At 51.4% G+C, this 21,932-nt stretch carries 15 protein-coding genes; 3 read left to right on the forward strand and 12 right to left on the reverse strand.

Annotated features, from left to right (window positions below):
- Positions 1–28: 28 nt before the first annotated feature.
- Both Q4579_RS12550 and Q4579_RS12555 read right to left on the reverse strand, forming a co-directional pair.
- The gene (locus Q4579_RS12550; protein WP_303564716.1) at positions 29–1,315 is read right to left on the reverse strand and encodes a DEAD/DEAH box helicase; all 1,287 of its coding nucleotides are present in this window, start codon (positions 1,313–1,315) and stop codon (positions 29–31) included.
- Between the two features lie 210 nt (positions 1,316–1,525).
- Positions 1,526–3,484, reverse strand: a complete 1,959-nt coding sequence (locus Q4579_RS12555; RefSeq protein ID WP_303564680.1) for a ligand-gated channel protein — start codon at positions 3,482–3,484, stop codon at positions 1,526–1,528.
- A 131-nt stretch (positions 3,485–3,615) separates the two neighbouring features.
- On the opposite strand from Q4579_RS12555, the gene Q4579_RS12560 reads away from it, so the two are divergent.
- Positions 3,616–4,518, forward strand: coding sequence for a LysR family transcriptional regulator (locus tag Q4579_RS12560; RefSeq protein ID WP_303564681.1), 903 nt, complete (start codon positions 3,616–3,618; stop codon positions 4,516–4,518).
- An 88-nt stretch (positions 4,519–4,606) separates the two neighbouring features.
- Here Q4579_RS12560 and Q4579_RS12565 read toward each other — a convergent pair whose 3' ends face one another.
- The 9 genes from Q4579_RS12565 to Q4579_RS12605 all read right to left on the reverse strand — a co-directional run bounded on the left by Q4579_RS12565 (position 4,607) and on the right by Q4579_RS12605 (position 15,620).
- Positions 4,607–6,478 carry a PhoX family phosphatase gene (locus Q4579_RS12565; protein ID WP_303564683.1) on the reverse strand — a complete coding sequence of 624 codons (1,872 nt, stop codon included), beginning with the start codon at positions 6,476–6,478 and terminating at the stop codon, positions 4,607–4,609.
- Positions 6,479–6,693: 215 nt separating this feature from the next.
- Positions 6,694–7,965, reverse strand: a complete 1,272-nt coding sequence (gabT, locus tag Q4579_RS12570) for a 4-aminobutyrate--2-oxoglutarate transaminase (RefSeq protein ID WP_303564684.1) — start codon at positions 7,963–7,965, stop codon at positions 6,694–6,696.
- 12 nt (positions 7,966–7,977) lie between these two features.
- Positions 7,978–9,411 (reverse strand): NAD-dependent succinate-semialdehyde dehydrogenase, encoded by a 1,434-nt coding sequence (locus Q4579_RS12575; protein ID WP_303564685.1) that lies wholly within the window; start codon positions 9,409–9,411, stop codon positions 7,978–7,980.
- Between the two features lie 28 nt (positions 9,412–9,439).
- Complete coding sequence (aguA, locus tag Q4579_RS12580) at positions 9,440–10,543, reverse strand: agmatine deiminase (protein ID WP_303564686.1); 1,104 nt, start codon at positions 10,541–10,543, stop codon at positions 9,440–9,442.
- A gap of 30 nt (positions 10,544–10,573) precedes the next feature.
- On the reverse strand, positions 10,574–11,443 hold the full coding sequence (gene aguB / locus Q4579_RS12585; RefSeq protein WP_303564687.1) for an N-carbamoylputrescine amidase: 870 nt from the start codon (positions 11,441–11,443) through the stop codon (positions 10,574–10,576).
- Positions 11,444–11,465: 22 nt separating this feature from the next.
- Positions 11,466–12,743, reverse strand: coding sequence for an FAD-binding oxidoreductase (locus Q4579_RS12590; protein ID WP_303564689.1), 1,278 nt, complete (start codon positions 12,741–12,743; stop codon positions 11,466–11,468).
- Between the two features lie 13 nt (positions 12,744–12,756).
- Positions 12,757–14,244: an aldehyde dehydrogenase gene (locus Q4579_RS12595; RefSeq protein ID WP_303564691.1), complete on the reverse strand. Its 1,488-nt coding sequence runs from the start codon at positions 14,242–14,244 to the stop codon at positions 12,757–12,759.
- Positions 14,245–14,314: 70 nt separating this feature from the next.
- The gene (puuR, locus tag Q4579_RS12600) at positions 14,315–14,869 is read right to left on the reverse strand and encodes an HTH-type transcriptional regulator PuuR (protein ID WP_303564692.1); all 555 of its coding nucleotides are present in this window, start codon (positions 14,867–14,869) and stop codon (positions 14,315–14,317) included.
- Positions 14,847–15,620, reverse strand: a complete 774-nt coding sequence (locus Q4579_RS12605) for a gamma-glutamyl-gamma-aminobutyrate hydrolase family protein (RefSeq protein ID WP_303564693.1) — start codon at positions 15,618–15,620, stop codon at positions 14,847–14,849. Before Q4579_RS12605 ends, puuR begins: the two co-directional genes overlap by 23 nt.
- 204 nt (positions 15,621–15,824) lie before the next feature.
- Between Q4579_RS12605 and Q4579_RS12610 the strand changes: the two genes are divergently transcribed.
- Both Q4579_RS12610 and Q4579_RS12615 read left to right on the forward strand, forming a co-directional pair.
- Positions 15,825–17,171: a glutamine synthetase family protein gene (locus Q4579_RS12610; RefSeq protein WP_303564694.1), complete on the forward strand. Its 1,347-nt coding sequence runs from the start codon at positions 15,825–15,827 to the stop codon at positions 17,169–17,171.
- Positions 17,172–17,197: 26 nt separating this feature from the next.
- On the forward strand, positions 17,198–18,673 hold the full coding sequence (locus Q4579_RS12615; protein WP_303564695.1) for a Na+/H+ antiporter NhaC family protein: 1,476 nt from the start codon (positions 17,198–17,200) through the stop codon (positions 18,671–18,673).
- Between the two features lie 75 nt (positions 18,674–18,748).
- On the opposite strand, the gene Q4579_RS12620 is transcribed toward Q4579_RS12615, so the two are convergent.
- Positions 18,749–21,931, reverse strand: coding sequence for an efflux RND transporter permease subunit (locus Q4579_RS12620; RefSeq protein ID WP_303564697.1), 3,183 nt, complete (start codon positions 21,929–21,931; stop codon positions 18,749–18,751).
- Position 21,932: the final 1 nt, after the last annotated feature.

Consider the following 21,932-nt stretch of genomic DNA (forward strand, 5'->3'; position numbering starts at 1 on the left):
GCCTGTTCCTTGGATACATGACAACGATTTATTCGCCTGAAGTCGGTGTGGCAGGTTTCTTCTTCTTCGGAATGAAGACATTGTCCCCCACTGCCATGTTCTCATAAAAGCGTTTATCCATTTTCTTCTTCGCTTTTGGCGCCGCTTTTTGCGAATCTTGCTTCGGTTTCACCGTCGCATTTTTCTTTGGCGTAAATTTCTTCTTCGGCGCGGGTTTCAGGCCTTTAAATTTCCCTTCCAGTCCTTCCAGTGCTGTGAAAGTGATTCGTTTTTGCAGGAAAGCTTCAACACTTTTAAAGCTTTTCCAATCTTTCGGACCCACCAGCGACACTGCGTCACCTTTGTTTCCGGCACGCCCTGTCCGGCCAATCCGGTGAACATATTCTTCCGCATGCTTTGGCATATCGAAGTTAATGACGTGGGAAACTTTACTGATGTCCAGGCCACGTGAGGCAACATCTGTTGTCACCAGAATTTTATGAACGTTCCGTTCAAACTGACTCATAATACTGCTGCGCTGGGGCTGGGTCAGATTTCCGCTCAGTGCAATGGCTTTGAGCTTCCGCTCATTCAGTAAAGCCGTCAGGCGGTCAGTATCCTCACGGGTCGCAGTAAAAATAATCACCTGATCGTAATCTTCCTGCGCCAGCAGACGATCCAAAATTGCCTGTTTATGGTCCAGATGATCACAAAGCACAAAGCGCTGCTCAATATCACCATGATCCTGTGCCGCATGTCCCACCGCAATCCGCTTTGGATCAATCAGCATTTCCGAAGCAATATCCAGCACTTCGGCATCATCCAGTGTGGCCGAGAACATCAGCGTCTGGCGACGACGGTGATCGGCGGCCTGATGAATTTTACGCAACTGTGGCGCGAAGCCCAGATCCAGCATGCGGTCGGCTTCGTCCAGAATCAGCATCTCAAGGCCATTAAGGTGCGTACTGCGGTGCTCCAGATGATCCGCCAGACGGCCTGGGGTCGCTACCACAAACATCGGGTCTTTACGAAATGCTTTCACCTGATCGTTGAAGTTTTCTCCCCCGACAATCAAGGCGCTGTCATAAGGTGTGCCAGCATTGAGCATCCGCAAGTGTGCGTAAACTTGTTTTGCCAGTTCGCGGGTGGGCGTCAGGATGACCACGCGTGGATCACGCTTCGTGAATGGCTTACCGCGATACATGCGTTGCATGGCAGGCAGCAGAAACGCCAGTGTTTTACCGGAACCGGTTTTCGAGGATGCCAGCAAATCCTTCCCAGCAATCGCCACAGGGATCGCTTGCTGCTGGATCTCTGTCGCCTGCTCAAAGGCCATGTGATTCAATTTTTTCAACAGTCGCTGGTCAAGACCAAGATCTTTAAAGTGCAAAGTATTGCTCCGGTAAAACGCTCTAACACAAAGAAAATCCCCGCTGCATACCTGTGATATAGCTCACAACGGGGATGAAATTTAGCGGCGGATTATACCATACTTCTCAGGCTTGACCACGACTTGATTTCAAGGGATTACCCCCGGTCAACGACCTCAGAAAGCAATATCCAGTCCCAGCCAGTAACGACGTCCGTCTTCAATGTATTCGTGGTCCTCATAGGCCACTTCTTTGTCGAGAACGTTGTAGACCGCAGCCTTGAGTTTGGCCTGATCGGTGAGCTGATAACCGATTCCGAGATCCACAAAGGTATAGGCGGGTTCAACAATGGTTGAACTGGACGGTGTGGTCACCGGATCATTTTCTTTGCCGCGATACGTCACTTTCAGCCATTGGTTCAGCTTTTCAGTCGCCTGCCAGTCTGTGCCCAGTGTCGCAAGATGCACCGGCAACTGGTTCAGCGGACGCCCTTGATACTCACCGGATTTTTGCTCTGAGTCGGTGTAGGTATAACTTGCATTGGCCTGCAGACTTTCGGTCAGATAAGTCGCATAACTCAGCTCTACACCCTGGGTTGTTGCTTCATTGATGTTGACCTGATAGGTCGGATCCGCTCCAAACTGGTTCGGCCCGTCCGTACAAATTGATGCAGGACAAGTCACCCGGGTAATTTTGTCTTCAAACTGGTTATAAAACACCGTCAAACTGAATACCGTGTTCTCCAGAGATGAGTAAATCATCGCGAGTTCGGTATTCACGGACGTTTCCGGCTTCAAATCCGGGTTACCGTAAATGTTTCCGCCCCGGCTGACCCGGCCCCAATCCGGGGTGATATCACGCAGTGTCGGAGATCGATACCCCGTAGATACACCGCCTTTAAAGGTCCAGTCATCGGTTGCACGCCAGACACCATAAGCTCTCGGGCTGAAATGACTGCCGAAGTTTTCATCATCGTCAATCCGTCCGCCCAGAGTCAGCGAGAAGCTGTCGGTCAAGCGCCATTCATCTTCCAGGAACACTGCCCATTGCTGATTGTTAATGTGAGTCCGGTCTGACACCTGGTTGGTGGTTTGATCATCCAGCTCTGCATAGCTGAATTCTGCCCCGGTCACCAGCAGGTGATTGCTGACCGGCACAACCCAGCTGGTTTTCGCCAGCGTATTCACTTCCTCGATCTGACGACTGTAGTTTTTATTGACCTCCCGCTGGATGTCCGTCGTGGATGTCGCAAAACCCCAGTTGCCCTGATGCGTCAGCGCTGCATATGTCCGGCGGTATTCATCTTCCGAATCTTCACAACCGCCGCGACAACCTTCTGTCGGCACCGATTTGCCCACAGTACCGATACGGTTTTGCTCAGAAGCACCCAGTTCCAGCGTCAGATCATGATTATCAGTCAGGCTGTACAGCAGTTTAGACGTCACACTGCGCAGATCTTTATCTTCGAATCCGTGAGGGATCTCATCTTCATCACGCTGCGTGACCTGGCCATATAACTGCATCCCCAGCTTGTCGCTGCCAAACGGGCCATTCAAGAAGAAGTTGGCACTGTTCTGGTCACCGGACTTGCGATTTTCCTGATAGATTGTGTCGAGCTGAACATTACCAGACCAGGTGTGATCGAATTTACGGGTAATAATGTTAATCACACCACCAATGGCGTCTGAACCATAAAGCGTTGACATCGGACCACGAATGACCTCAATCCGCTCAATCGCCTGCAATGGTGGCACCCAGCCCTGTTCAATGCCGGAACTGTCACTGTTCGGGCGCGTTTGACGAGATGTCTGACGCTTACCATCGACCAGAATCAACGTGTAGTTCGCGCCCATACCACGAATACTTATATCCGTTTTATCGCCCCCACCTGTAACAACAACCCCAGGTACATCACGCAGTGCATCGGTGAGATCCCGATAATAGCGCTTTTCGAGATCGTCACGGGTAATCACACTGATACTGGCAGGTGCATCGGTTTGCACCTGCTCGAAACCCGACGCGGTGACGACCATGGTTTCTGTGTACTGATTCTGCGCTTGAGCTTGCGCTGAAGCACTCATTGCTGCCGCAACTGCCAGACTGACAGGCAGAAACACAGGGATACGACTGGACATCAATATTCTCCTAAATGATAATAACTCTCAAAATCATCTGCATTCTATTGATTAGGGTGGAGAATATAAGCACCAAAGAGTGAATCATTTGTTCAATATTTGGAACGAATGGTCCAGAGGAATATGAAACAATGCAAGATTTGGCCACGATTAAAGCGTTTCATGCCTTGTGCCAGCACCGAAGCCTGACGGCTGCCGCAGAAGCACTGAATCAACCTAAATCCACCTTCAGCCGTCGCATCAGCCAGTTAGAAGCTGAGCTCGGACAAACGCTGATTGCCCGTCAGGGCAACCGCTTACAGCCCACCGCTGCCGGAAAAATCTTTTTTGATTTCAGTGAACGAATGCTGGCACTGGCCACACAAAGCAAAGAAGCATTGCAGGCATTCAATGAGAATATTCACGGACGGCTCAATATTGCCGTTCATAACAGTCTGGTTCGTGGATGGATGAGTGAAGTGCTGGATGATTTTCTCCATTGCTACCCCGATATTCATATCCGGTTACATGATCAATATGTCCCGGATCTGGAAAATCAGGTCGACCTGATGATTTGGGTCGGAAAGCCGCCGAAGAATAACTTTCGCCGTGAGGTACTCGGATACTGGCAATATGGACTGTTTGCTTCACCGGCTTATCTTGAGCTTGCCGGACAACCTGAACACCCCAATGACCTGCTATCCCATGAGTGGGTGAATCTGAATCTGTTCCATGAAGATGGCTTGACCCTGACCAACGGGAATCAGGTCTTGACTTTACCCGCGGCCACATCACGGCTCATCAGTGACAGTGTCGTGTTGCAGTCTGATACTATCGTGAAGGGGCATGGTATTGGTTTGCTGCCCACCTGGTTTGTGTCTCGTTACAATCAAGCCCATCCGGGTAATCTGGTGCCCTGCTTACCACAATGGCGGGCAGAACCTGCCTGTGTGGCTTGTTATTATCCCTCCGGCAGGCCACCAGCCAAGCTTCAGGCATTGCTTGAAAAACTCAGGGCACATCGCCCGCCCCAATGGCAGACAACCGCTGATTGATAGGGCGCGAGTGACTTCGCTTCATGTAAAAAACCCTTGGCTGACCAAGGGGCTTTTGCAGAAAAGACGGGAGAATGTCGCTCAGACATCAAGCGCCGATGACGCCACCATCTTCACGGGTAATCATCATGATCGTAGAGCGGGGTTTGGTTGTGCCTCCGTATGGGAAGTGTGACGGTGCGCCTTCTTCACCCGGATGCTGCACACCGACGAACATGGTTTTATGATCGGGTGAAAACGCAAGACCGGTAATTTCACACGCCACCGGGCCCGTCAGAAAACGGCGAATCTCGCCTGTCATCGGATCGCCACACAGCATCTGATTATTCCCCTGTCCGGCAAAATCCCCCTGATTCGAGTAGTTGCCGTCTGTCTGAATCCACAAACGTCCTGCGGTATCGAACCCGATCCCGTCCGGGCTGTTAAACATATTCTGAGCGTTGATGTTGTCACTGCCTGCATACAAATCGCCCTGATGCACCGTCGGGTTGCCCGCAACCAGATACAGATCCCAGACAAAGCTTGTGCTGGTGTGGTCACCATTCAAAGGCATCCAGCGCAGAATCTGGCCGTAATGGTTCTTTTGACGCGGGTTCGGACCACCAACCGGCTGGCCTTCTTTGCCCCGGTTTTTGTTGTTGGTCAGGGTACAGAATACATGTTTGTTATCCGGATGCACCGCAACCCACTCCGGGCGATCCATGGTTGTCGCCCCCACCTGAGTTGCTGCACGACGGGCAAAGGTGACCACTTCCGCCTGATCGTTGAAGCCATTGTCCGGCGTCAGACCATTTTTCCCGAATGTCAGTTCAAGCCACTGACCCCGCCCTTTCAGGTCGCCGGTCATGTCGAACTTTGCAACATACAGCGTGCCTTCTTCCAGCAGTTTCCGGTTAGAGGCGTCGTTGCCTTTTTCATAACGATGTTTGGAAACGAACTTATACAAGTGCTCTCCCCGCTCATCGTCACCCAGATACACCACGGCATGACCATCACCGTTCAGTGTCAGCGCCGCATTCTCGTGCTTGAACCGGCCTAAAGCGGTTCGCTTCATCGGTGTAGACGACGGATCGTGCGGATCGATCTCCACGATCCAGCCAAAGCGGTTGGCTTCATTGGGGTTTTTCACAACATCAAAACGATCATCGTGCTGATGCCACTTGTAATCACTCGGTGACGCAGAAATGCCATAACGTGCCTGATCAGCCGTGACGTCGCCCTTCTGATTACTGCCGAAGAAATCATCAAAGTTTTCTTCGCAGGTCAGATAAGTTCCCCACGGCGTCTGGCCGTTGGCGCAGTTGTTAAAGGTTCCCAACGGCTTGATCCCGGCAGGATCCGCTTTCGTTTTCATTAGATCATGACCAGCAGCAGGCCCAGTCAGCATCATCGGTGTATTGGCCGTGATGCGGCGGTTTCGTTGACCACTGCGATCAATCGCCCACTGGCCGTTTTTACGAACCACTTCAACAATGGTGATCCCCACAGCAGCCTGCGCTTTACGCACATCGTCCGCAGTCATCTTCTCGCCCTGATGATCAAACAGATACTCGTAATTGGTGTACTCATTGTTGATGGCCAAAACTCCGCGATCTTCACTGATCGGGAAGAAACTCATGCCATCGGTGTTATCGCCAAACTGGCGTTCCTGCGCTTTAGAATCTTGCTTGCCATGCTGTTCAAATTCGGGAGCACCCGTAAAAATCGGGTCGCCCCAGGACATCAGTGGCGTTGCTTTATAGCCTTTCGGAACCGTCACTGTGTCGGCAGTGGAAGCAGGCACGGCTTCAAAATTCAGCAAAGAGGATGTTGGAGTTGCTGCGACTGCTTTTGCAACCGGATTGACCGCAAGAAATGCACCGGCACCAGCGGCAGCCGTTCCGGTCAGAAAACGACGGCGCGACAGTTTTCCCTCAATCATTTGAGTCAGTTGCGAATCCTGCTCATCACGCTTCCACATTGTATGCTCCTTTCTTATTGTTCATTGCTGTCTGTGTATTGACAGATGGATTGAATGAGGCGGGAGCATAATTTCATCCGGTGACACTTTGATGAAGCTAATATGTAGGAACGATGAAAATCGTATAAAAAGCAGTAATTTAACAAAAAACCGCCCGAAAATCTCCGAGCGGTTTCTGTGATGAGCTGAAATAATATTCAGAATCGCTGAGGCAATCAGACCAGAGCGGCCAATGCTTTACTCACTTTCTCAATCCCCTCTTCCAGAATACTGTCTTCAATGGTCAGTGCAGGCAGAAAACGAATCACATTCCCTTTAACACCACAAGACAGCAGGATCACGCCTTCTTCACGGGCCTGAGCAACCAGAGATTTGGTCAGATCTGCCAGTGGCGCACTGGTTTGCGGATCCACGAACTCGACAGCAATCATTGCGCCCAGATTCCGGACATCACCAATCACCGGAAAGTCAGACTGAAGTGCCCGGAAATGTCGGGTCATCACTTCACCAATCTTTTGCGCTTTCTCACACAGTTGCTCTTCGTCGATAATGCTCAGTACTTCCAAGCCAGCCACACAGCCCAAAGGCGAACCGGCATAGGTTCCGCCCAAGCCACCCGGACCCGCAGCATCCATGATGTCCGCTTTACCAACCACTGCAGAAATCGGGAAACCGCCTGCAATTCCTTTGGCCATGGTCATCAGATCCGGCTCAATGCCCAGATACTCAGTCGCAAAAAATTTACCTGTCCGTGCAAAACCAGTCTGAATTTCATCAGCAATCAGCAAAATACCGTGTTTATCACACAGGGCACGCAATGCTTGCGCAAAGGCTGGTGGCGCCTGATAAAAGCCCCCCTCTCCCTGAACGGGCTCAAAGATGATTGCGGCAACACGGGAAGGCTCGATATCACAGGCAAACAAGTCTTCAATAGCCTGCAGACTGTCTTCAATACTGATCCCGTGGAATGCATTCGGATAAGGCGCGTGATAAATCTCACCCGGAAAAGGACCGAATCCGGCTTTATAAGGCGCGACCTTCCCGGTTAGTCCCATGGTCAGATTTGTTCGGCCATGGAAGCCGCCTTTAAAGGCGATCACACCGGTACGTTTGGTGTGAGCACGTGCAACTTTGATCGCATTCTCAACCGCTTCAGCACCAGTGGTCAGAAACACCACTTTTTTCGCGGTTGGGCCTGGCGCACGTTCAGTCAGTTGCTCTGCCAGTTCAACAAACGAGGTATAAGGCGTGACCATCGCACACGTATGGGAAAAATTCTCCACCTGCGCTTTGACCGCTTCAACAATACGCGGGTGCGAGTGACCGGTGTTGTTCACCGCAATCCCCGAACCGAAATCGATATACCGATTACCTTCGATGTCCCAGATTTCAGCGTTCTTTGCTTTTTCAACATAAATAGGGCTCAGATTCCCCATGCCTTGTGCAATCACCTGCTGTTTACGCGTTTGCCATGTTTGATTACTCATCATTCACCTTCCTTATGCCTGAATGCCGCCGAAGCAGAGATATTTAATGTCCATGTATTCATCAATGCCTTGTTTGGCACCTTCACGTCCGATCCCGGATTGTTTCACGCCACCAAACGGCGCAACTTCTGTTGAAATCATGCCTTCGTTGATCCCAACCATGCCGTATTCCAGCGCTTCCGCGACTTTCCAGATCCGGTTGATGTTCTGGCTGTAGAAGTAAGACGCAAGACCGTAGATGGTGTCATTCGCCATCTGAATCAGTTCTTCGTCACTGCTGAAGCGAATCACAGGCGCGATCGGACCGAAAATTTCTTCCTGTACGATATCCATGTCATGGGTGACATTGGCTAAAATGGTCGGCTGAACGAACAGCCCCGCCAGCGGGTTGCCGCCCGTCACCAGAGTTGCGCCCTGCGCCACGGTATGATCCGCCAGATGCATGATTTTCTCTTTGGCGGATTCATCAATCACCGGGCCAATGGTGACCCCGTCTTCCAGTCCATCTCCCACTTTGAGCGCTTCAACAGCCGCTTTAAATTTCTCGATGAACAGGTCATACACACCCTCATGAACGTAGAAACGATTTGCACAGACACAGGTCTGGCCCGCATTCCGGAATTTCGATGCCACGGCGCCTTTCACGGCCAGCTCGATATCTGCATCATCAAACACAATGAAAGGTGCATTGCCGCCCAGCTCCATTGAGGTGCGTTTGATGCTGTCGGCACACTGTTTCATCAGCAGGCTACCGACCCGGGTTGAGCCGGTAAAAGACAGCTTGCGAATCACTGGACTATCGGTAAACACCTTGCCAACCATGCTGGATGATTCATTCACAACGACCTGCAGCAAATCGCGTGGTACGCCAGCCTCGTAAGCCAGCTCGGCAACCGCATACGCACAAAGCGGTGTCTGATTAGCAGGTTTACAGATAAAACTACAGCCAGCGGCCAGTGCCGGAGCTGCTTTTCGGGTGATCATGGCAATCGGGAAATTCCAGGGTGTGATCGCACAAGTCACGCCAATGGGCTGCTTCACGGTCACGATCCGCTTATCTGCAGTTGGCCCGGGAATATTGTCGCCATAAGTGCGTTTGGCTTCTTCCGCAAACCATTCAATAAAACTGGCCCCGTAAGCCACTTCACCTTTGGCTTCTGCCAGCGGCTTGCCCTGCTCCAGCGTCATCAGCCGGCCAAGATCATCCTGATTGTCCATCACCAGCTCATACCAGCGACGAAGAATCGCCGCGCGTGCTTTCGCACTGGTTTTTGCCCAGGATTTCTGCGCGGTATTGGCACGCTCAATGGCTGCAACAATCTCAGCCTCATTCTGGGTTGGAATATGACACAGCACAGCGCCGGTCGCAGGGTTGGTCACGGCCAGCGAAGTGTCAGACGGCTCGCATAAAAAAGTGAGCAATTTGGGATTTTGAATTTGCTGCATAAGTAAACCTTGTGTTTTCTCTGGTTTGTCAGCATGTCTTGCTGGCAAGTGCATGAGGGATTTGTTGTGTAATACAGTGAATATTGCCACCACCCAGCAGAATTTCTCTGGCGGGAATACCAATAATCTCGTAATCCGGTAACGCCGTTTTCAGGATATCAATGGCCTGCTGGTCACGCGCTGAATCAAGTAACGGCAGAAACACTTTTTGATTACACATCAGGAAGTTGGCATACGAGCCCCCTAAACGTTCCCCGGCTTCTCGCTTCATCCCTTCGGAAGCGTCAATGCCTGCCGCTTCGGACTCACTCAGAGATAAGGGGCCGGGGATCAGAATTTTGTGTACTTTGATCGCCCGTCCTTGAGCATCGGTGGCATTTTCGAGAACCGCCAGTGCCCGTCGTGAAATCTCGTATTGCGGATCATCCGGATCGTCACACCAGCTCAGCACCACTTCGGCCGGGGCAATCACGTGTAACAGATTATCAACATGGCCGTTTGTTTCATCATTAAACAAGCCATCCGGCAGCCAGATGATCTTTTGAACCGAGAGATATTCCGCCAGATAAGCTTCAATCTGAGCCTGGGTCAGATGCGGATTTCGTCCGGCAGATAACAGGCATTCTTTCGTGGTATACAGGGTGCCCTCCCCGTCGGTATGAATCGCCCCCCCTTCCAGAACAAAAGGTGCCCGGTAATGATCCAGCGCCAATTGCTCACAGACCTGTGCAGCGACCCGGTCGTCGTCATCCCATGGCGCATAGAGTCCATCAACTTCGCCCCCCCAGGCATTAAACTGCCAGCTGATCCCGCGGCGCTCACCCGCATCATTGATCACAATCGTCGGACCAATGTCCCGTATCCAGGCATCGTTCAGAGGCATCTCAACAACGTTGATGTGCTCTGGCAACATCAGAGTCGCATTGAGAAACTGATCCGGACTGGCAACAACGGACACCTGGGCATGTTGGCTGATGGCCGTCGCGACTTCAACAAAAGCGAGCTGCGCTGGCTTCGCATTCTCTCGCCAGTTATCGGGCCGCTCCGGCCATGCCAGCCAAACCTGTTCCTGCGGAGCGAACTCCGCAGGAAAATAAAAACCGTGTTGTAATGGGGTGCCCTGTAATTCCATGGCCAACTTCCTTTCCTGTGCTTGCCTGAATCACTGACCGGTCAGTGAGTTGATTCGGCCATAAAGATCCGGACGACGATCCCGGAACAACCCCCAGCTGTAGCGTGCTTTTGCAGTCGCTTCCAGATCAATGGTGGCGTAAATAATCGTTTCTTCATGACGATCCGCTTCCGCCAGCTTCTTCCCGGTGTGATCCGTGATGAATGATGAACCGTAGAACGTCGTTTCAATGCCGTCGTCGGTTTCAACACCTGTTCTGTTAGCGGCAATCACGGGGACCAGATTCGCTGCGGAATGCCCCTGCATCGTCCGCTGCCAGTGATCCCGTGAATCCAGCGTCGGATCCTGTGGTTCCGAGCCAATCGCTGTCGGGTAGAAAATCGCTTCTGCACCGGCCAGTGCCAGACAACGAGCCTGCTCAGGAAACCATTGATCCCAGCAGATCCCGACACCAAACTTCCCAAATTGGGTTTCCCACACCTTGAAGCCAGTATCACCAGGGCTGAAGTAAAACTTCTCGCTGTAACCCGGGCCATCCGGGATATGAGATTTACGGTAATTATCCAGAACCGTGCCATCGGCATCGATCATCACCAGAGAATTAAAAAAGCTGTTCCCGGCTTTTTCAAAATAACTGACAGGAATGACAACGTTATACTCGCGAGCCAACTGACTCATCTGTCGAATCAGCGGGCTGTTGCCGGTTTCTTCCGCCAGATCAAAATACTGAGCGACCTGCTTTTTACAGAAGTAAGGGGCGGCAAACAGTTCCTGCAAAACCACCACGTTGGTGCCATTGGATGCCGCTTCTTTCACTGCATCACCAATTTTCTTCAGGTTGTTTTCGATATCCCATGACATCGCAAGCTGCACAGACGCAAAAGTCACTGTCTTCGACATAGTTCTTTTCCTCTTCCGTTCCTTAGATCGCGAGCTTATCGCGGAGGTTATAGTAAGCGGCCCCAAGCGCCGTAAACGGCACCTGGAAATGGCGTCCGCCCGGGAAAGCGTAATGACGCAGAGACGAAAAAGCATCAAAACGCTCTGCATGGCCGGTCAGTGCTTCTGCCAGCAATTTGCCGGCTAGATGTGTGCAGGTCACACCATGGCCGCTGTATCCTTGCAGGTAATAAATATTGTCGGCAAAACTGCCAAACTGTGGCATGCGGGAGTAAGTCAGCAGGAAATTACCCGTCCAGGCATAATCCAGCTTCACGCCTTTCAACTGCGGGAAGACTTTTTCCATCTTCGGTCGGATCAGTTTTTCGACGTTTTCCGGATCACGGGCGCCATACACAACCCCGCCACCAAAGAGCATGCGGTTGTCTGCTGTAATGCGGAAATAGTCCAGCAGGTAATTGCAATCTTCCACACAGTAACGCTGAGGCAGGAGCTCATCACACAAGGCGTCAGACAGCTGTTCTGTCGTCACGACCTGAGTACCACAGGGAATGGCTTTGTTGCTGATATTCGGTGCCAGTCCCCCCAGATAAGCGTTGCCCGCCAGCACCAGATATTGCGCTTTCACTGAGCCCTGGGCCGTATGCGCGACAGGCTTCGCACCTTTCTCGATCCGGGTCACTGCAGACTGCTCAAAGATTTGTCCGCCCAGATCCAGAATGACTTCAGCTTCACCCAGAGCCAATTTCAGCGGATGAATATGGCCGCCACGCATGTCCAGCAAACCTCCTTCATAGACATCAGTACCGACCATGGTTTGCAACTCGGTTTTGTCGAGCATGCGCAGATCTTCATTGCCGTACCGTTCCCAGTTGGTTTTATGGTGTTTCAGGCCATCAAGTTGTTTCTGGTTCAGCGCGGTAAACAATCCGCCCTGCTTGTAATCACAGTCGATATTGTGGTCCTGAATCAGGCCACGGATAATATCGCCGCCTTCAAAAATCATGTTACACAGCGCATCTGATGTTTTTTTGTCGTAGCGCTTTTCAATCACATCCACGTCACGGCTGTAACTGTTCACAATCTGGCCGCCATTTCGGCCCGTTGCGCCAAAACCAACTTTTGCACTTTCCAGCACAACCACTTTGAAGCCCTTCTGAGCCAGATGCAGCGCGGATGACAGTCCACTGAACCCCGCACCGACAATACAGATGTCACACTCAATATTGTCTTTCAGTGTTGGAAATTCGCGGGTAAAGTTCGCCGTTGAGGCGTAGTAAGAACCGGTATGATCAATCACAGTAAAACTCCTTTTAATACGAACCAAGACGAAGCCAGGTTGTTTTTACTTCCGTGAACTTCTCTAAGGCATGCAGTGATTTATCCCGACCATTACCGCTTTGCTTGAAGCCGCCAAACGGTACTGTCATATCACCTTCGTTGTAGTTGTTGATCCAGACGGATCCCGCCTGAAGTTGTCTGGCAACCCGGTGTGCACGGTCCAGATCCGATGTCCAGAGGGCCGCACCCAGGCCATAAGGGGAATCATTGGCAATGGCAATGGCCTCTTCTTCCGTTTCAAATGGAATCACACAGAGAACAGGGCCAAAGATTTCTTCACGGGCAACCGACATCTCATTCGTCACATTGCCCAGAACAACCGGGGAGACAAACGCCCCCTGGCCGGCAACATCACCGCCACACAGCACGGTGGCTCCTGCCGCTTCCCCCTGAGCGACATAATCGAGTACTTTGTCTTTATGGGCCTGATCAATCAGTGCGCCCATAGATGAAGCCGGATCCAGCGGATCTTTGGGCGTAAACGCTGCTGACGCTGCGATCACTTTCTCGACAAAGGCGTCATGAATACTCGCGTGAACCAGCAGACGGGTTGCAGCGACGCAGACTTCCCCCTGATTGTAAAAACATCCTGCCGCGGTTTCAGCAGCTGCCTTGTCCAGGTTTTTGTAATCCGCGAACACGATGTTGGCATTCTTGCCGCCCGCTTCAGCCCACACGCGCTTCATGTTCGATTCACCAGCGCAAATCATCAGCTGACGGGCAACACGGGTTGATCCGGTAAAAGTAATACAGTCGACATCAGGATGACGGGCCAGCGCATCCCCCACTTCATGCCCGTAGCCGGGTAACACCTGGAAAACACCGTCAGGAATCCCGGCCTGCTGTGCCAGCTTGCCCAGATGAATCGCGGTTAACGGAGATTTTTCAGAAGGTTTCAGAATGACACTGTTCCCGGCCGCAAGCGCCGGACCTAATTTCCAGCAGGCCAGCCAGAGCGGAAAATTCCAGGGAACAATTGCGGCGACAACGCCAATCGGCTGATGCGTGATATAGGCATGGACATTCACTTCCGTGGTTGCTACTTCGCCGTAGGTTTTATCAATCGCTTCAGCGTACCAGCGGATGGCAGCGGCCGCGCCGGGAATGTCCGTGCTGTAACTGTGGCTGATCGGTTTCCCGGTATCCAGCGTTTCCAGTAAAGCCAGTGTTTCGCGTTCCTGATCAATCCGATCGGCGAATGCCATCAGGACCGCTTTGCGCTGTGCCGGGCTTTGATGCTGCCAGTCACCCCGTTCAAATACACTCCGGGCCATTTCAACGGCTGCAGCGGCGTCTTTTGCATCACACCGTGCAACGCTTGCCATGTGTTCATCGGTGGCCGGGTTGATGACCGGAAAAGTTTGGTCACTCAGGGCATTTTGATACTGACCATTGATGAATGCCCTGCTTTCGATGTTGAGTTGTTCTTTTCGTGCTGTCCATTGCTGTTGAGTATGCATACGCTGTCCTTTTGAGGTTCAGACGCGATCCCCGTCAGGACAGAAGCTCAAGGCTATTCCCTGTTGGTGATCAGAAACTCGCCGGTGTATGTGCGCTGATGATCCGGCAAACTTTGTCTGTTTTATTCGTAAACTTATGCGGGATACTGGTATCGAACAGGTAACTTTCACTTTCGCGGATAACATAAGTTTTATCACCCAGCGTCAGTTCAATTTCACCCTCAAGAACGGTACCGCTCTCCTCACCTTCATGTTTAATGCTAATCAGACCGGTACTGGAATGAGGCTGATACAGCTCAATCAGAAATCCCATCTGTCTGTCTTTTCGGCCATCGCAGACCAGTTTCATCGAAACCTGTTCATTGCCCATTTCAATCAGTTGCTCAGGCCTGATCACCACGGGGCGACCGTCGGGTGTCTGGTCCTGTGTGAAAAATTCCGACAGGGACATGCCAAACACTTTCACAATTTTGTGCAGCGAGCTGACCGACGGGCTGACTTTGCTGTTTTCAATCGATGAAATTGCGCTGTGCGTTATATCTGCTCTTTCCGCCAGTTCACGCTGCGACAGTTTGTGCTCTTTTCTCAGCTGTGCGATTTTTTTACCAATTAACTCTGTTTCCATCTTTAAGGCTCCTTCGGTCAGAAGCCGATATCATAAACTGATCAAACAAAATCCGTGAAAAATGGTTCTTATCGGCTTGCCATTCTGGGTGCCACTGCACACCAATAAAGAATGGGTGGGCCTGTAAACTAAAGGCTTCAACCAATCCATCGGGGGCAACCGCTTCAACCGTCAGGCAGGGCGCAAGTTGATTCACGCCCTGCCCGTGCAATGAATTCACCTGAATGTTATCCAGCGGTGCCAACCACTGCGCAAAGGTACCGTTGTCCGAAATATTTACCGGATGGGCCGGCGCATACTTCAATGCCATATCATTCAGCGGGCTTTCGCGGTGATCCTGAAAGCCTTCGACTTCATGAACTTTCGGATGCAGACTTCCGCCAAGCGCCACATTCATTTCCTGAAAACCACGGCAGATCCCCAGAATGGGGACTTCTTGTCGGATACAGAAATCAATCAGCGCAAAAGACAGTGCATCGCGACCTTCATCTTTTTTCGCTTCTTCATGGGTTGCGCCATAGCGATACGGTGCAACATTCGAGTGGCTGCCCGTCAGCAGCACGCCGTCCACCAGGCTCAGTAATTGCTTCAGTTCTGCTTCTGTTGAACCGCCCGGTAGCAATACAGGGTTTGCACCAAACTGTTTGACTGCATTGAGATAGAACTCATTCACACTTTGAATGGCATACGCATCCAGTGATTTCTGACAACATACAACGCCAATCACGGGGCCAGTCTGTGTTGCATCCATTCGCATATCTCCTGCAGTGTATGTTCGATTTATTGAACAAAACTAGCTTAGAGCACGAAGGAAAATCAACACACAATTTACATTATTGTTACTAAAATTTGATCGACGTTCGATATTTTGAACATTTTGCGCACAATTGTTGCCATTTACCGTTTAACTGTTAAATATAAGTTACAGGATGTATCCACACGAGGTGTTTCGTGAATGAACGGATTTAAAACAGAAGTTAAAAATTTTAAACAAAAATGGCCCGAAGCGAAGTTTGTCGATCTGATTTTTACAGACATCAATGCAACGCCAAGAGGCAAACGTATTCCGATTGAAAGCATTGAAAAAGTAGAAAAAGGGGTTTACCTCCCGCTTTCTACAATTTCTCTGAGCATTGAAGGCAATGTGGTTGAAGAAGCAGGATTAGGGGAAGCCCTGGGCGAACCGGATCATATCTGCTACCCGATTCCGGGGACACTGACCCCCACCTTTAATCCCGAAGTCGCTCAAATCATGCTGACCATGATGGACGCAAAAAGTGAGCAGCCCATCGCGCTGTCGCCCAGAACCATGCTTGAAAATTTGATGAGCCAGATTCACAGCAAAGGCTGGTATCCCGTGATGGCGATTGAGCTGGAGTTTTACCTGCTTGATAAACAGCGTGATACTGAAGGCGGAATCCAGCCTCCGCTGAACCCGGTGCATCATGACCGTGAATATCGTTCAGATGTTTACAATGTCGAGAATCTGGATGACTACTCCGAATTCCTTCATGACTTGAACGATGCTGCGATCAAACAAGGCTTAAATACCTCGGGGGCATTATCTGAATCTGCGCCCGGTCAGTTCGAAATCAACTTCAATCATCAGCAGGATGTCCTGAACGCCTGTGATCAGGTGATTCTGGCGAAACGATTGATTCGTCAGGTCGCACAGGCCCATGATTTTGATGTGACTTTCATGGCGAAACCATTTGCTGATGAGGCAGGGAACGGAAAGCACATGCACCTGAGTGTGGTTGATCAGGCTGGCAGCAACCTGTTCACTGATGATCAGGGCGAAGCCAGTTCTTTTTATTTTCAGACATTGGCTGCCATGCTGGCGATGATGCCGGATTCCATGGCTTTACTCTGCCCGAACGTGAATGCTTATCGTCGCTTTTCCGCCTCCATGTATACCCCGACCCATGCAAACTGGGGAGAAAACCATCGTGGTGTCGCCCTTCGGATTCCCATGAGTGACGCTCACAACCGCCGAATTGAACATCGGATTGCCGGCGCGGATGTGAATCCGTACATCCTTGCGTCCGTTATTTTAGCGGGTGTACTTGCCAGCGAACATTTTTCTGAACAGCAATGCCCACCACAACTGGCCGACAATGCGGTAGAGTTACCTTTACGCATGCCGGACGCACTTATAAAGCTTGCATCAAGCGAGCTCATGTCGATGTACCTCCCGCAAACATTTATCTCGCTTTATCTAGCATGCAAGCAGCGTGAACTTGCCGACTTTGAAAAGGCTGTCACCCCGCTGGAAATCGATTGGATGCTTCATTCAGCGTAACTGAAAGATAAGAAAGGAATTCTTGTATGACAGTGAAAACACCTTTATTAGATGCACCGCAAAAGCCAAATATGAAGAGTCTGTCGGCGGTTCTGGCGATTGCAGGCATCATCGGCACCTTTGCCTTGATCGGCAATACCCATGAAGCCGGAACCTCATACGGCTGGTTCAGTTTGTTACCGACACTTTTTGTGCTGGCCGTAGCACTCCTGACACACCGAACAGTCGAGGCGCTGTTCAGCGGCGCACTTGCCGGATTGATCATGATTGATCCGCAAGCGATCGTCGGAAATGTCGTCGATATGTCCATGACGGTCATGATGGATGAAACCATCGCCTGGCTGATTCTTGTCTGCGGTCTGATGGGCGGAATGATCACCATCCTGGAAAAAGGCGGCAGTATTCTGAGCTTTAGTGAAGCGCTGGTCACGAAGGTGAAAAGTAAGCGCCAGTCCATGGTGCTGACTTTCGTGCTGGGAATTCTGGTCTTTATTGACGATTATCTGAATGCGATTGCGATTTCATCGTCCATGAAGCGGATTACCGACAGCTACAATATCTCCCGCGAGAAGCTGGCCTATCTAGTTGACTCAACGGCGGCACCTGTCTGTATTTTGCTTCCCATTTCAACCTGGGCGATCTTCTTCAGCTCTTTACTGGAAGACAACGATATTGCCGCGTCCGGTAAAGGCATTACCGCCTATATCGAAGCTATTCCGTACATGGCTTACGGCTGGGTAACCCTGCTGGTGGTCTTCCTGGTGGCCATGGGCAAAATCCCGGATCTAGGCGCAATGAAAGCCGCTGAAAAGCGCGCACAAAATGGCCAGGTGCAGCCCGAGGGCGGTGTTGATATCGCCATGGGTGAAGATGTGAAACCGCATCCGAATTCCACCATGGGTGTCCTGAACTTCGCACTGCCCATGATCGTACTGGTCGCCGCAAGCTGGTATTTCGATATCGATCTGCTGGCCGGTGTATTCGTCGCGATGATCTTTACCATGTTCCTGTATAGTCTGCAGCGCCTGATGCCAGTCAACACCATGTTTGAAGCCGTGTATGACGGGATCAAAATCATGATGCTGCCTCTGGCGACCGTGATAGCCGGTTTTATGCTGAAAAATGTCAATGACCAGCTGGGCCTGACGCAGTACGTGATCGAAACCGTCGCCCCCTGGCTTACTGCAGAAATGTTCCCTGCAATCATCTTCCTGGTGATGGCGGCGCTGGTGTTCGCAACGGCTTCGTCCTGGGGTTTGTTTGCCGTCGCAATGCCAATCGTCTTCCCGCTTGGGGCACATCTGGGCGTCCCGGTGTCCATTACAATTGGCGCCCTGCTTTCTGCTTCTGCTGCAGGCAGCCACGCCTGTTTCTTCAGTGATTCCACTGTGCTTTCTGCACAAGGCAGCGGCTGTACCGCCATGCAACACGCCCTGACGCAGATCCCATATGCACTGATCGGAATTGTCGCGACCGCTATCTTCTTTGTTGTAATTGCCTGATCACGATGTTGAAGCCTCTAACAAAACGCCACCGGATTCGGTGGCGTTTTTCATTGAACACATGATGAATCCAACTTAACCCACTCTTTCGAGTGCTTTCTGTTCGCGTTCATTCAAGTGTTCTGCTTCATCATCAATCAGGTGCGGTGCCTGCCGTTGTCTGGCTTTCGCATCTTTACGTAACTGACGACGAATCCCCAAGGCCAGCATACAGGGCGTGATCACCAGGGTCAGAACCGTTGCGAATGCAAGGCCACCTGCAACAGCGGTCGCCAGCTGTGCCCACATTTGCGTGGACGGTGCGCCAAATTCAACTTTCCGCTGAATCAGATCCACGTTCACCATCATCACCATCGGCATCAGGCCCAGAATGGTCGTCACTGTGGTCATGAGTACGGGACGCAAACGTTGTGCCCCGGTTCTCAGAATCGCTTCGATTGGCTCCATACCCTGATGACGCAACACATTGTAAGTATCAATCAGAACAATATTGTTGTTCACCACAATCCCCGCCAGCGAGATGATCCCGATTCCGGACATCACAATCCCAAACGGCTGATTGAAGACCAGCAGCCCCAGCAAAACGCCCACGGTTGAGAACAGCACTGCCGTTAGAATCAGGAACGCCTGATAAAGCGAATTGAACTGAGTCACCAGAATAATCGCCATCACCGCCATCGCAATCATGAACGCCTTGCTCAGAAATGCAGAGGCTTTTTCCTGCTCCTCATTTTCACCCCGTAAGGTGATCTGAGCGCGAGGATCCAGTCCCAGCTCCGGCAATCGTGCCATGACCTGAGGCAGCACAATACTCAGGTTGTAGCCCGGTGCCATATCAGCCGTCACTGACAAGGCCTGACGGCCATCGACTTTCTCGATGGTGTCGAGTTTATTGGCCGCTTGCAACGTGCTGAAATTACTTAAAGGCACCTGTCCCTGCGCGGTTTTCAGTCGCAGTTCTTCGAGACGCGTGATATGGCGATACTGCTCCGGAAAGCGCACCCGGATATCCATTTCATCATCCACATCATCAGCACGGTACTCACCCAGAGTTAAGCCTGTTGTGACAAACTGAACGTTATTCCCGACTAGCGTCGCATCCGCACCGAAGCGCGCAGCATCGTCTCTTCTGACTTTAATCTGCCACTCAATCCCGGGTTTCGGGCTGGTGTCGTCAATATTGGTGAAGGCCGGGTTCGATTCCAGCTCTTTGCGGACTTTCGCCACCGTGTCTTTCAATACTTCCGGGAAACGGGAACTGATTTCCAGATTGACATCTTTATCTCCGGTTGGCGGGCCGGACTCATCTTTCTGAACTTCAATCCGGATGCCAGCTAATCCGGCGGTTCGTTCCCGCACCGCTGCAATCGTTTCTTCCGCAGGACGACGTTCCTGCCAGTCGATCAGATTGACACGAATGGTGCCGATACGGTCATCGCCCCCGGTTCGTGCATACAAAGTTTCCACTTCGGGTAAAGCCAGCAACTGATGTTCAACTTCCTGCACCAGCACATCTTTTTCTTCAATCGACAGATCCCCCTGAGACCGGACCACAATATTGAATCCTTCAGGTTCCACCTCGGGAAAGAACTCCGTCCCATTTCCGGCCTGACCGTACAAAACGATCACAGCCGCAGAAAAGACCAGCGCCCCCATCAGCACTTTCCATGGCCGCTTCAGTGCGCCTTTGAGCACACGAACATAAGTCCCCGTCGCACCCGGCAGATGTTCAATGTCGCCCTCTTCCGCTTCAATAAAACGCTGACGCTTTTCAGCCGAGATATTTCTTGGCCGACCGATCAATCCGCCCAGTGTGGGAACAAAGATGAGTGCCATCAGTAAAGAGGCAACCAGCGTCATGATCAGAGTCAGCGGCAGGAACTTCATGAACTCGCCCATGATACCCGGCCAGAACAGCAAGGGACCAAAAGCAGCCAATGTGGTTGCCGTTGACGCAATAATGGGCCATGCCATCCGCTTCGAGGCTTTCTTGTAAGCTTCATATCGGGGAGTGCCTTCGCTCATTTCCCGATCCGCATACTCAGTGACCACAATCGCACCATCCACCAGCATCCCGACCGCCATAATCAGCGCGAACAGCACAACCATATTCACCGTGTAACCCAGCACAGACAGCGCCAGTATCCCGGTTAAAAAAGAACCGGGAATGGCAATCCCGACCAGTAGTGCTGTTCGCCCGCCCAGAATGGCGATGATCACAATCACAACCAGCAAAATGGCAGAAAGGACGTTGTTCTGGAGATCGTTCAGCATGGTTTTCACATGCTTGGACTGATCGCCGGTATAGTCGACATGAATGTTCGGTGGCCAGAATTCTTGCTCCTGACTGATCAAGGCTTTGACCTGGTCCACCGTTTCAATAATGTTTTCACCCGGACGTTTTTTCACCTCCAGCGAAACCGCTGGCTGCCCGTTCACCCGTGCATAGGATTCTGCATCCTGAAAGGTGCGCCGCACCGTGGCGACATCACCAAAGGTCACCACTTTATCACCGGACACTTTGACCGGCATTTCCATGACATCTTTAATATTGTCGAACACCGCAGGCAGTTTGATCGGAAACCGGCCTTCCCCGCTGTCCAGTGTACCGGCGGCAACCAGACGGTTATTCCGGGAAATCAGATTATAGATATCCCCCTGATCCAGATCGTAACTTTCCATCAACAGTGGATCGACCAGGATTTCAATCATATCTTCCCGGTCACCCCCAATGTCGACTTCCAGAACTTCCCGCATGCCTTCAAGCTTGTCTTTCAGATCCCGGGCAATGGTAATTAATGCTCGCTCTGGGGCTGAACCGGATAACATCACCGTGATGGCAGGATTTTCTGTCGCCATGGTAACTTCATTCACCGTGGGTTCATCGGTTTCATCAGGCAGTTTGGCTTTTGCCAGACTGACTTTCTCCCGAACATCCGCCAGTGATTCTTTGGGATCCGCACCAGCATCAAATTCGAGCAAAACCGAAGCGTGCCCTTCACTGGCAGTGGACGTCATCTCCTTCACACCATCAATGCCCCTCAGTTCCTGCTCCATAGGTCTGAGCAACAAACGTTCGGCATCTTCCGGGGAGATCCCGCTATGAGAAATCGACACATAAATAAAAGGAATGGTGATGTCAGGTTCAGCTTCTTTCGGAATACTGACATAACTCATGTAGCCGCTGACCAGAAGCAAGATCAAAATCAGTACAACGGTGCGGGTGCGATGCAAGGCAGCATCAATAATCCCAAGCATC

Origin of the sequence: Photobacterium sp. 1_MG-2023 (genome assembly GCF_030547945.1) — a bacterium.
In the GTDB taxonomy this organism is placed as follows: Bacteria; Pseudomonadota; Gammaproteobacteria; order Enterobacterales; family Vibrionaceae; genus Photobacterium.